We start from the raw sequence: 11,175 nt of genomic DNA, 5'->3' as shown, positions 1-11,175 counted from the left end.
GCTCGCCGGCGCCGCGGGGGAGACCTTCGACCCGCGCGCACATCCCGGCGCCGGAATCTGGGACGGCGCCGCCGTCCAGGTCGCTCTGCCGCACCCGCGGGCTCGCATCGAGGTCGTGGCGCCGGCCCCCGTCGTTGCCGCGGTGCCCGAGCGCGGCGAACTCGCCGTCGTCGCCGCCCGGCCCCGCGAACTCGCGGGTCGCTGGGATCCCGAGCGCGTCCGCGTGCGGTGGGTCGGGGAGCCGGATGCCGGGGTGCCGACCGTCGATCCCGGTCGCGCGGTGCTGCTCGGCGATCCGGACGGCTGGCAGAGCGACTGGGCGAGCATCGCGCGCGCCCGTCGCGACCTTCCGATCGTGTTCCACGGCTGCGCGGTCGCTGAGGTACGGGCGATCGCGCGAACCCGCGAGGTGCCGCCGCCTTTGGCCCCCGGTGAGGTCTGGCTCGTCGAGGGCGGTCGGATTCGCCGCGCCGTCCTTGACGTCGACAACTAGGCCAGCGCCGACTCCAGCGGTGTGGACTCCAGCCCGTGCGCGGTGGCGACGGGAGCGTTCACGACCTGCCCGGCATGAACGTTGAGACCCAGCGCGAGGGCCGGATCGGCACGCAGGGCGTCCTGCCATCCCCGGTTCGCGATCGCCCTCACGTACGGCAGGGTCGCGTTGGTGAGCGCGTACGTGGAGGTGTGGGCGACGGCACCGGGCATGTTCGCGACGCAGTAAAAGATCGAGCCGTGCACCGGGTAGGTCGGGTCGGCGTGCGTTGTCGGGCGGGTGTCAGCGAAACAGCCGCCCTGGTCGACGGCGATGTCGACGAGCACGCTGCCGGGCTTCATGCGGCTCACCAGGTCGTTGCTCACCAGTTTCGGGGCTTTGGCTCCGGGCACGAGCACGGCCCCGATCACCAGGTCGGCCGCCAGCACAGCCCGTTCGAGCTCGAACGAGTTGGAGGCGATCGTGACGATGCGCCCGGCGTAGTCGTCGTCAAGTTCTCGCAAGCGTTGGATGTTGGTGTCGAGCACGACCACCTGGGCGCCCAGCCCGACGCTCAGGGCGACGGCGTTCGTGCCCGCGACGCCCGCGCCGATCACGACGACGTTGGCCGGATGTGTTCCCGCAACCCCGGGAACGAGCAGGCCCGGCCCCCCGTGCGGACGAAGCATCGCGTTGGCGCCGACGATCGGCGCGAGCCGGCCGGCGACCTCGCTCATCGGAGCGAGCAGTGGCAGCGAGCCACCGGGCAGTTGCACGGTTTCGTAGGCGATTGCGGTCACGCCCGATTCGACCAGCGCGGCGGTGAGGGGCGCTTCGGCGGCCAGGTGCAGGTAGGTGAAGATCACGAGTCCCTCGCGGAAGTGGCGGTACTCGCTCTCGATCGGTTCCTTGACTTTGAGCAGCAGATCGGCGGTATCCCAGACCGCATCGGCATCGGTCGCGATCGTCGCGCCGGCGGCGCGGTAATCGTCATCGCTGATGGAGGAACCGAGACCGGCACCCGCCTGGATGTGCACCTCGTGGGTGTTGGCGACGAGCTCGTGCACCCCCGACGGCGTGATGGCGACGCGGTACTCGTTGTTCTTGACTTCGGCCGGAACGCCTACCCTCATGGCCGCCAGTGTAGGGCGAGGCGGTGGAATCCGCACTGTTCGGGGAGTCAGACGGCGGATTGCGTGAAATTCCTGTTACGGAAGTGTCGAATAGTTCCGTCGCGGCCCTCCCTGTGCCAGGATCGATCCACGCCGAAAGGAGTCCCATCACATGCCCAGGTCGCTTCCCGAAGATCCGCTGATCCGCAAGCTCGTGCAGCAGGCGCGCGCCTCCCAGCTCTCGCGCCGGGCGGTTCTCGCCGGCGGAGTCGGCGGTGCCACCGCACTGGCGCTCGCCGCATGTGCCCCCGGTTCGTCCGGCGCACCCAGCCCCGCCACCGACCAGTCGGACTCCGACCCGACCCTCAACTGGGCGAACTGGCCCGGCTACATGGACGAAGACGACGCGGGCAACTACCCGACGCTCATGGCCTTCACGGAGGCGACCGGCATCGCGGTCGACTACCTCGTCGACATCAACGACAACAACGAGTACTACGCCAAGGTGCGCGACCAACTCGCCCTCGGCCAGGACATCGGTGCCGACCTCATCACGCTCACCGACTGGATGGCCGGACGCCTGATCAACCTCGGCTACACGCAAGAGCTGAACGACGCCAACATCCCGAACAAGGCGAACCTCATCCCCGACCTCCTCAACGTCGGCTTCGACCCGGGACGCACGCACTCGCTGCCGTGGCAGGGCGGCTTCGCGGGCCTGTGCTGGAACAAGGAGGCGCTGCCGAACGGGCTGCGCACGCTCGACGACCTCTGGGACCCGGAGCTCGCGGGCAAGATCGTCGTGCTCAGCGAGATGCGCGACACGATGGGACTCATCCTGCTCAGCCAGGGCGTCGACATCTCGGCCGACTTCAGCGAAGACGACTTCAACGCGGCACTCGACGTCTTCCGCGAGCAGGTCACGAGCGGCCAGATCGGTGCGGTGCGCGGCAACTCGTACACGCAAGACCTGATCAACGGCGACGCGATCGCCGGCATCGTCTGGTCGGGCGACGTGACGCTCGTCAACGGCGAGGTCGGCAGCGACCTGTTCGAGTTCGCGATCCCGGAGTCGGGCGGCACGCTCTGGAACGACAACCTGATGATCCCCATCGGCTCGCCGCGCAGGAAGAACGCCGAGACGCTCATCAACTACTACTACGAGCCCGAGGTTGCTGCCGAGGTGGCGCTGTGGGTGAACTACATCACCCCGGTCGTCGGCGCAAAGGAAGCAGCGATCGCGATCGACCCGGAGGTGGCCGAGAACCAGCTCATCTTCCCGAACGAAGAGACGCTGTCGCAGGTGAAGACGTTCCGCGCCCTGACCGGGGCCGAGGAACAATCCTTCAGCACGGCATTCCAGTCCGTTCTCGTGGGGGCCTGACACGAACGTGGAGTCGGCGTCGTCAGGAGCCGACCTCCAGCTCGACGACGTCAGCAAGCGATTCCCGGGCTTCACGGCCATCGAGGAGCTGAACCTCACCGTTCCGGCGGGGTCGTTCTTCGCACTGCTGGGTCCGTCGGGTTGTGGCAAGACGACCACGCTGCGCATCGTCGCGGGGCTGGAGACACCGACCTCGGGCCGGGTGCTCATCGGCAACGACGACGTCACGCGCACGCCCTCATATCGGCGGCCGGTCAACACGGTGTTCCAGAGTTACGCGCTCTTCCCGCACATGACGGTGCTCGAGAACGTCGCGTTCGGCCTGAAGCGGCGGGGGGCGAAGAACGCGAACGTGCGTGCCCACGAGGCCCTGCAGATGGTCGAGCTCGATCACGTCGCGCAGCGCCGGCCGGCGCAGCTGTCGGGCGGCCAACAGCAGCGTGTTGCGCTGGCCCGCGCCGTCGTGAACCGGCCCGCGCTGCTGTTGCTCGATGAGCCGCTCGGCGCGCTCGACCTGAAGCTGCGGCGTCAGATGCAGGTCGAGCTCAAAGACATCCAGACGGATGTCGGAATCACCTTCCTGCACGTGACGCACGATCAGGAGGAGGCCATGACCATGGCCGACACGATCGCCGTCATGAACAAGGGTCGGATCGAGCAGATGGGCGCGCCGGCCGAGCTCTACGAGTTGCCGCGCACGGCCTTCGTCGCCAACTTCCTCGGTCAGTCGAACCTGTTCGCCGGGCCCGTCGTGTCGTCGAAGGGCGACACGATCGTCGTGGATGTCGCGGGCCGCAAGATCGCGGTTCTGCGGGAGCGGGCGCAGCGTCACGCGGGCGACGTCACGATCGGGGTCCGGCCCGAGAAGCTCGTTCTCCACACGTCGGAGCCGAAGCCCGAGGCGGGCGTCAACCTGCTCGGCCCGGGTCGTGTGCACGACGTCTCGTTCAGCGGGGTCAGCACGCAATACCTCATCGGCATCCCGGGCCTGGGCACGCTGACGCTGTTCGCGCAGAACCTGGTCTCGGGCCCGGTGGTCGGCGACGGCGCCGAGGTCTGGCTCACCTGGTCGGTCGATCACGGTTTCGGGGTGGCGGATGAGCCGGCCGAAGCGCTGCGGTTCGACCCCGACGACGACACCCAGGCGATCGCCATCGCGCAGCGCCGCCGCATCGAGGCCGAGCTCGAGGAGGCCTGATGGCCTTCGGAGCCTTCGGCAGCGCCCCCGGCACTCCCGCGACGGTCGATACCGGCCCGGCACGCAAGAGTCCGGTCGCCCTGCTGTTGCTGCTCCCCGGCGTCGCCTATCTCGCGCTGTTCTTCGTCGTGCCGTTCGTGTCGCTCATCGTCACCAGTCTGAAGGCCCCCGATCCGTTCGGCGAGATCGGCCGGTACGTCTACGCGTTCCGGTGGGAGAACTACCTCGAGGTGATGTCCACCTACTGGCCGCACATCGGGCGCTCGTTCGGCTTCGCCGTCGCCGCGACGATTATCGCGCTGCTCATCGGCTACCCGATCGCCTACTTCATCGGCGTGAAGCTGCGGCGCTTCCCGATGCTGCAGGCACTCGCGCTGGTGCTGGTGATCGCGCCGTTCTTCATCAGCTTCCTGCTGCGCACCTTCGCCTGGAAGCAGATCCTCTCCGACGAGGGCCCCGTGCTGGCGGTGCTGCAGTCGCTCACGATCCTGCCCGACGACGCCCGGCTCACCGGCACAGCCGGGGCGGTGATCTTCGGCATCGCCTACAACTTCATCCCCTTCATGACGCTGCCGATCTACACCTCCCTGGAGCGACTCGACCTGCGCTACGTCGAGGCCGGGGGAGACCTGTACGCGAGCCCCGTGACGACGTTCTTCAAGGTCACCCTGCCGCTGTCGATGCCGGGGGTGGTGTCGGGAACCCTGCTGACCTTCATCCCGGCTGCGGGTGACTACATCAACGCGTCGAGCGACTTCCTCGGCGCCCCCGACACGGCGATGATCGGCAATGTCATCGAGGCGAACTTCTTGCGGGTCGAGAATTACCCCGTCGCAGCCTCGCTGTCGATCATCCTGATGGGCGCGATCCTGCTGCTCGTGGCGCTGTACATTCGCCGGGCCGGCACGAAGGACCTCGTATGAGGCGCGGGCTGCGGTTCGGCGTCGGCACGTGGGGGCTGGCGGTCTACGCGATCCTCGGGTTCGTGCTGCTGCTCACGCCGATCGTCTACACGATCGCGTATTCGTTCAACGACTCTCTGAAGTCCAACATCGTCTGGCGCGGCTTCACGTTCGACAATTGGACGACGGTCTGCATCGTCGAGAATGGCGCCGTGTGCGAGGCGTTCGGCACGAGCATCCTGGTCGGAGTCGTCGCCACCGTCGCCGCCACGGCTATGGGCACGGCGATCGCGATCGCCCTCGTGCGCTATCGCCTGCGATTCCGCTCGGCCGCGACCCTGCTCATCTTCTTGCCGATGGCCACTCCCGAGGTGGTGCTCGGAGCCGGTCTCGCCGCCCAGTTCCTCACAGCGGGAGTGCCGAAGGGCGTCGGCACGATCATCCTGGCGCACACGATGTTCAGCATCAGCTTCGTCGTCGTCACAGTGCGGGCCCGGGTGTCGAGCCTCGATCCGGCCCTTGAAGAGGCCGGTCGCGACCTCTATGCGAGCCCCGGGCAGGTGTGGTGGCGCATCACCTTCCCGCTGCTGCTCCCCGGCATCATCGCCGCCGCACTGCTGTCATTCGCCCTCTCGTTCGATGACTTCATCATCACGAACTTCAATGCGGGGGCCGCCTCGACCTTCCCGAAGTACGTCTATACCGCGGCCGCACGCGGCATCCCGGCGGAGGCCAATGTCGTCGCGACCGCCGTCTTCGTGCTGGCGATCGCGCTCGTCATCGGGTCGCAGCTCTTCAACGCGGCTCGCCGTAAGCGACTCGCCCGAACTCCCTGAGCGGGAATCGCACGACTGCCGGCCGCGTTGCATCGAACATGGTGCGCGCAGTCGCGGCGACCGCTTACGGCGGAACCGAAGTCATCGACCTCATCGACGTGGAGTCCCGAGCCCCCGAACCCGACGAGGTCACGATCGCGGTGCGGGCCGCTGCGCTGAACCGGTGGGACGCCAAGCAGGCGGCAGGTGCGGCGGGCACCGATCCGGCGAAGCTACCGGTGCGGCTGGGCAGCGAAGCGGCCGGAGTGGTCACGGCGGCGGGTGCGGATGCCGTGAGCCTGGAGGGCGAGACCCTCGCGGTGGGCGATGAGGTCTACGGTCACAAACTCCGGGGGGCCCAGGCGGACGAGCTCACGGTGAAGGCAGGACTCGTGGTGCGCAAGCCGCCCGCGAAGTCGTTCGTCGAGGCGTCGGGACTGCTCTCGAACGGCACGACGGCGGTACACGCTCTCGAGACGGTGGGGATCGCGGCAGGCGACATCGTGCTCGTGCACAGCGCGAGCGGCGGCGTCGGGTGGCTCGTCTCGCAGCTCGCCCGGCTGCGCGGAGCGCGGGTCATCGGCACGGCATCCGAACGCAATCACGACCAACTGCGGTCGCTCGGGGTCGAACCCGTGACCTACGGCGACGGCCTGGCCGAGAGGGTGCGCGTGCTGGCCCCCGACGGCATCGACGCCGCGATCGACACGGTCGGCACCGATGAAGCCGTCGAGGTGTCACTGGCGCTGCTCGGCGATCCGGCCCGCCTCGTCACGATCGCCAACGCCCAGTTCGCCACTGTCGTGGACGCCGGCGGGCACGCCATCGGTGGGGGAGCCGGTGCCGACCCGGGGACGGCGATCCGGGATGCCGCCCGCCTCACTCTGGCGAAGCTGTTCGCCGACGGGGCGATCGGCGTCGACGTCGCGCAGACCTACCCGCTCGACGACGCCCGCACCGCGTACGACCACCTCGTCACCGGTCACGCCGGTGGCAAGGTCGTGCTGGAGCCCTAGCGGCAGGGTTCCGGGGCGTGACTTAGGCGGGAAGCCCCGCGAAGCAGGCGTCGAGCACGTCGACGGCGTCGGCGAGCTGCGCGTCGGTGATCGCGAGGCTCGGCAGGAACCGCAGCACGTTGCCGTAGGTGCCGGCGGTCAGCACCAGCAGGCCGTGCTGGGCCGCTTCCGCCGCGATCGTCGTCACGGCGTCGGCGCGCGGGGCATGGGTCGCGGGGTCCCTCAGTTCGACGGCGAGCATCGCGCCGATTCCGCGCACCTCGGCGATGACCGGGTACTTCTTCTGCAACGCGAGCAACGCGGGCTTGAGCACACCCTCGATGCGGCCCGCCTCGCCGAGAAGCCCGTCGGATTCGATGCGCTCGAACACCGCGATCGCTGCCGCACAGGCAACCGGGTTGCCGCCGAAGGTGCCGCCGAGGCCGCCGGGCTGGGCGGCATCCATGATCTCGGCCCGCCCGGTCACGGCAGCGAGCGGAAGGCCGCCGGCGATGCCCTTCGCGGTCAGCACGAGGTCGGGAACGAGGCCGAAGTGCTCCGACGCGAAGTAGGTGCCGGTGCGGGCCATTCCCGACTGGATCTCGTCGGCGATGAACACGATGCCGTTGGCCGTGCACCATTCCTGGAGTGCCGGCAGGTAACCGTCGGCGGGGACGACGAAGCCGCCCTCACCCTGGATGGGCTCGACGACGAGGCAGGCGAGGTCGGCGGCCCCGACAGTCTTCTCGAGGTAGCCGATGGTGCGGGCGGCCGCCTCGGCGCCCGACAGCCCGTCGTGCAGCGGGTAGGAGTTCGGCGCGCGGTAGACGTCGCCGGCGAACGGCCCGAAGCCGAGCGCGTACGGCATCGCCTTGAAGTTCATGGCCATCGTGAGGTTGGTGCGGCCGTGGTAGGCGTGCTCGAGTACCGCGACTCCGCTGCGACCGGTGAACTTGCGGGCGATCTTGACACCGTTCTCGACGGCTTCCGCCCCGGAGTTCACGAGCACGGTCTTCTTCGCGTGGGTGCCCGGCGTGTGCGCCGCGAGCAGCTCGGCGACGCGCACGTACTCCTCGTAGGGCGTGACCGTGAAGAGCGTGTGGATGACCTCGCCCAACTGTTGCCGCGCCGCCGCGACGACGGAGTCGTCGGTGTGCCCGATCGTCGTCACGCCGATGCCGGCGCCCAGGTCGAGGAACGCGTTGCCGTCGACGTCCACGACGATGGCGCCGTGCGCTCTCTCGATGTAGACCGGCAGCGCCGAGGCGACCCCGTCGGAGACGACCGCACGACGACGCTCCTGCAGCGCGACCGATTTCGGCCCCGGGATCGCGGTCACCACACGACGCTCGGTGGGAACGGATTCCGTGGCGGCTACGGTGGGGGCGAGCGTGTCGGTCATGGATCCGAGTCTAGAACCGGCGGTACCGGCCCGCTGAGAGAGGACCTGTGCGATGGATGCCGATCACCTTTTCGTGGCCTCGCTCGCGTGGACGGGCAATCGCGGCGTCGGCACCGCGGGCTATCGCGAGTACGGTCGCGACCATGTGGTGAGAGTGGTCGGCAAGCCCGACATCCTCGGCTCGGCGGCGCGGGTGTTCCACGGTGACCTGGACCGCTGGAACCCCGAGGAGTTGCTCATCGCCGCGCTCGCGCAGTGCCACCTGCTGAGCTACCTCTATGTCGCCGTCGCGAACGACATTGTGGTCGAGTCCTACGACGACACCGCGGAGGGGATGCTGGTGACGACACCCGACGGCGGCGGCCGGTTTCGTGAGGTCGTGCTACGGCCGGTCGTGACGATCTCGGCAGGTGACCCCGATGTCGCGCGACGGATTCACGCCGACGCGAATCGGCTGTGCTTCATCGCGTCGAGCGTCAACTTCCCGGTGCGCCATGAGCCGACGGTGCTCGAGCGACCGGGGGCTACGGGTTGACGTCGCCGGTGCCGTCGCTCGAGTCGAGTGCGCTGTACAGGTCGGCATAGTCGGCGTCGAGGGCGGTGAGCTGCTCGACGAGGCCGTTGTACCTATCGATCTCCGCGTCGAGGGCAGCCCCTTCCTCGTCGAGGGCGGCGCCGCGGGCGAGGAGGGCGGCGCGCTCCCGGTCGAACTGCTGCTGCGACGTGAACGAGCCGCTCTCGGCGCGGGCGTTGAACGAGTCGACGTCGGCGTTGTAGGCGGCGATTGCCGCCTCGTACGCGGCGATGCGAGCGTCGAGCACCGGGTCGAGCGCGTCGATCTCGGCCACGAACGCCTCGATTTGGGCGCGGAGTTCGTTGAACAGCGCGGTGGACTGCACGTGCAACTCGACCACTTTGCTTCGATCGTCGAAGTAGCGCGCGAAGTGCTCCTCCAGTTCGGGCGAGAGCTCGGCGAACTCGGTTCCCAGCCTCGAGTGCCACTCATCGGAAAGCTGCGCGGTCGCGTAGAGCTCGAGATCGGTGAAGACGGGGTCATCTTCGGGAATTGCGGCGATCGCCTCGTCGACGAGGGCGTCGATGCGCTCCCGCTCCTCGGGGCTGAGTCGTTCGTAGGCGGCGTGCAGCATCTCGTGCGCGGCCGTCACCTCGACGGTGCCCGCGAGGCGCTCGTCGGTGACGGCGTACACGTAGACCTTGCCCGCGTAGTAGCAGCCGAGCACCGCCCCACCCTCGATCGAGCAGTGTTCGTTGAAGTCATCGTCGTCTTCGACCACGGGGGTCGACGCGCGGTAGATGAGCTCGCCTTCCTCGCTCATGCCCGTCGTCGCGGCGATCGCCGCGACCTGGTCGGGGATCGGCTCGGACCAGGCGACGTAGGCGTCATGGAACTGCTGGATGCGGGGAAGCGTCCAGGTGCTCGCCAACACCGCCAGCGTGGTGATCACCGCGATCGTCATCGCGGCGAGGAGGAACGGCCAGGCCCGCACGCGGGCGCGAGTTGGAGGGGTGTCCCCGCCCCCGTTGGTCTCGCTCAACTCAGGCTCGCCAGGGCTTCTTCGATCACCCCGGCCGCGTCGTCGATCAGCGCCTCGCTGATGACGACACTCGGCATGATGCGCAGCACCGAGTCCCACGACCCGGCGTCGAGCGGGATGACGCCGTTGCTGGTCGCGTGTTTCAGCACGGCATACAGGGCGGCTGGATTCGGATCCTTCGTGCCTGCCTTGACCAGTTCGATACCGAACATCGCGCCCTTGCCACGCACTTCCCCGACGATCGGATACGTCTCGGCCCACCCGCCGATGCGGGTCAGCAACGCCTTCTCGACCCGTCGCGCCTCGCCCAGCAGATCGTCGCGTTCGATGATCTCGAACACCTTCAGCGCGGCGGCCGTCGACACCGGGTTGCCGCCGAACGTGCCGCCGATGCCGCCGGGCTGGACGGCATCCATGATCTCGGCCTTGCCGGTGACGGCGGCGAGCGGGAAACCGCCGGCGATGCCCTTCGCGCTCGTGACGAGGTCGGGCACGACTCCGTGATGCTCGATGGAGTACCAGGCGCCGGTGCGGGCGATTCCCGCCTGGATCTCGTCGGCGACGAACACGATGCCCTCCGCCGCGCAGAACTCCTTGATCGCCGCGAAGTACCCCGGGGCGGGGATGATGATGCCGCCGTCGCCCTGGATGGGCTCTGCGAAGAACGCCGCGACCTCGCTCGCGCCGATGTGGGTGACGATGTAGTCGATCGTCTTCGCGGCGGCCTCCCCGCCTGAGAGCCCGTCACGGTAGGGGTACGAGATCGGCACCGAATACAGCTCGCCGGGGAACGGGCCCATGCCGGCGCGCTCCGGCCACGGCCGGTAGGTCATCGCCATGGTGAGGTTCGTGCGGCCGTGGAAGGCGTGGTCGAGGGAGACGATCGCGCGCCGACCGGTGAACTTGCGCGCGATCTTGACCGCGTTCTCGACCGCCTCGGCGCCGGAGTTGACGAGGATCGAGTGCTTCTCGAAGTCACCAGGGGTGATCTGCTGCAACTTCTCGGCGACGCGCACATAGTTCTCGTACGGGGTGACCGTGAACAGCGTGTGGGTGAGCTTCTTCGCCTGCTCGTACGCGGCCTCGGCGACCTCCGGGTGGGCGTGTCCGATCGTGGTCACGCCGATGCCGCAGCCGAGGTCGATGAGCTGGTTGCCGTCGACATCGACGAGAATCGCGCCCGATCCGTGATCCATGTAGATGTTCGCCAGGGTGCCCGCGCCGCGCGAGACGCTCGCGACGCGACGCTCCTGCAACGCGACCGAGTTGGGCCCTGGCAGATCGGTCACGAGCTTCCGCTCCTGCGGCACGCTGAATCCCATACCGGCAGCCTACGGCC

10 protein-coding genes and 1 pseudogene are annotated in these 11,175 nt (G+C 68.6%); 7 read left to right on the top strand and 4 right to left on the bottom strand.

The features are described 5' to 3' along the window. A pseudogene (locus WBL06_RS12910) lies at nt 1–493 on the top strand (hypothetical protein); the annotation flags it as partial. On the opposite strand, the gene ald reads toward WBL06_RS12910, so the two are convergent. After that, a complete protein-coding gene (gene ald, locus WBL06_RS12905) occupies nt 490–1,605 on the bottom strand; it encodes an alanine dehydrogenase (RefSeq protein WP_424456698.1) in 1,116 nt (371 codons plus the stop codon). The pseudogene WBL06_RS12910 and the gene ald sit on opposite strands and share 4 nt — an antisense overlap. Before the next feature lie 151 nt (nt 1,606–1,756). Between ald and WBL06_RS12900 the strand changes: the two genes are divergently transcribed. Genes WBL06_RS12900 through WBL06_RS12880 form a run of 5 tightly spaced genes read left to right on the top strand, consistent with a single transcriptional unit; the run spans nt 1,757 to nt 6,899 of the window. Further along, complete coding sequence (locus tag WBL06_RS12900; RefSeq protein WP_424456696.1) at nt 1,757–2,968, top strand: ABC transporter substrate-binding protein; 1,212 nt, start codon at nt 1,757–1,759, stop codon at nt 2,966–2,968. A gap of 7 nt (nt 2,969–2,975) precedes the next feature. Continuing rightward, nucleotides 2,976–4,166 carry an ABC transporter ATP-binding protein gene (locus WBL06_RS12895; protein WP_424456694.1) on the top strand — a complete coding sequence of 397 codons (1,191 nt, stop codon included), beginning with the start codon at nt 2,976–2,978 and terminating at the stop codon, nt 4,164–4,166. Beyond that, complete coding sequence (locus tag WBL06_RS12890) at nt 4,166–5,089, top strand: ABC transporter permease (RefSeq protein WP_424456692.1); 924 nt, start codon at nt 4,166–4,168, stop codon at nt 5,087–5,089. The genes WBL06_RS12895 and WBL06_RS12890 overlap by 1 nt, the downstream gene beginning before the upstream one ends. Next, nucleotides 5,086–5,904 carry an ABC transporter permease gene (locus WBL06_RS12885; RefSeq protein ID WP_424456691.1) on the top strand — a complete coding sequence of 273 codons (819 nt, stop codon included), beginning with the start codon at nt 5,086–5,088 and terminating at the stop codon, nt 5,902–5,904. Before WBL06_RS12890 ends, WBL06_RS12885 begins: the two co-directional genes overlap by 4 nt. A gap of 38 nt (nt 5,905–5,942) precedes the next feature. Next, a complete protein-coding gene (locus WBL06_RS12880) occupies nt 5,943–6,899 on the top strand; it encodes an NADP-dependent oxidoreductase (protein ID WP_424456689.1) in 957 nt (318 codons plus the stop codon). Nucleotides 6,900–6,921: 22 nt separating this feature from the next. On the opposite strand, the gene gabT is transcribed toward WBL06_RS12880, so the two are convergent. Continuing rightward, nucleotides 6,922–8,280 carry a 4-aminobutyrate--2-oxoglutarate transaminase gene (gene gabT / locus WBL06_RS12875; RefSeq protein ID WP_424456687.1) on the bottom strand — a complete coding sequence of 453 codons (1,359 nt, stop codon included), beginning with the start codon at nt 8,278–8,280 and terminating at the stop codon, nt 6,922–6,924. Between the two features lie 52 nt (nt 8,281–8,332). Between gabT and WBL06_RS12870 the strand changes: the two genes are divergently transcribed. Next, on the top strand, nt 8,333–8,815 hold the full coding sequence (locus tag WBL06_RS12870; RefSeq protein WP_424456685.1) for an OsmC family protein: 483 nt from the start codon (nt 8,333–8,335) through the stop codon (nt 8,813–8,815). Here the strand turns inward: WBL06_RS12870 and WBL06_RS12865 are convergent. Together WBL06_RS12865 and WBL06_RS12860 are read right to left on the bottom strand one after the other, a co-directional pair. Beyond that, nucleotides 8,805–9,836, bottom strand: a complete 1,032-nt coding sequence (locus WBL06_RS12865; protein WP_424456683.1) for a hypothetical protein — start codon at nt 9,834–9,836, stop codon at nt 8,805–8,807. The two genes, WBL06_RS12870 and WBL06_RS12865, sit on opposite strands and share 11 nt — an antisense overlap. Beyond that, a complete protein-coding gene (locus tag WBL06_RS12860; RefSeq protein WP_424456681.1) occupies nt 9,833–11,158 on the bottom strand; it encodes an aminotransferase class III-fold pyridoxal phosphate-dependent enzyme in 1,326 nt (441 codons plus the stop codon). The genes WBL06_RS12865 and WBL06_RS12860 overlap by 4 nt, the downstream gene beginning before the upstream one ends. Nucleotides 11,159–11,175 lie beyond the last annotated feature (17 nt).

The organism is Pseudolysinimonas sp., assembly GCF_049651805.1.
Lineage (GTDB): Bacteria > Actinomycetota > Actinomycetes > Actinomycetales > Microbacteriaceae > Pseudolysinimonas_A.
The sequence above is the reverse complement of the archived record's forward strand: the minus strand, read 5'-3'. Positions and strand labels throughout refer to the sequence as shown.

What these genes read in the sequence shown, in the direction of transcription:
- ald (WP_424456698.1), bottom strand. Translation starts at nt 1,605, where the DNA reads ATGAGGGTAGGCGTTCCGGCCGAAGTCAAGAACAACGAGTACCGCGTC.
- WBL06_RS12900 (WP_424456696.1), top strand. Translation starts at nt 1,757, where the DNA reads ATGCCCAGGTCGCTTCCCGAAGATCCGCTGATCCGCAAGCTCGTGCAG.
- WBL06_RS12885 (WP_424456691.1), top strand. Translation starts at nt 5,086, where the DNA reads ATGAGGCGCGGGCTGCGGTTCGGCGTCGGCACGTGGGGGCTGGCGGTC.
- WBL06_RS12890 (WP_424456692.1), top strand. Translation starts at nt 4,166, where the DNA reads ATGGCCTTCGGAGCCTTCGGCAGCGCCCCCGGCACTCCCGCGACGGTC.
- WBL06_RS12880 (WP_424456689.1), top strand. Translation starts at nt 5,943, where the DNA reads ATGGTGCGCGCAGTCGCGGCGACCGCTTACGGCGGAACCGAAGTCATC.
- WBL06_RS12870 (WP_424456685.1), top strand. Translation starts at nt 8,333, where the DNA reads ATGGATGCCGATCACCTTTTCGTGGCCTCGCTCGCGTGGACGGGCAAT.
- gabT (WP_424456687.1), bottom strand. Translation starts at nt 8,280, where the DNA reads ATGACCGACACGCTCGCCCCCACCGTAGCCGCCACGGAATCCGTTCCC.
- WBL06_RS12860 (WP_424456681.1), bottom strand. Translation starts at nt 11,158, where the DNA reads ATGGGATTCAGCGTGCCGCAGGAGCGGAAGCTCGTGACCGATCTGCCA.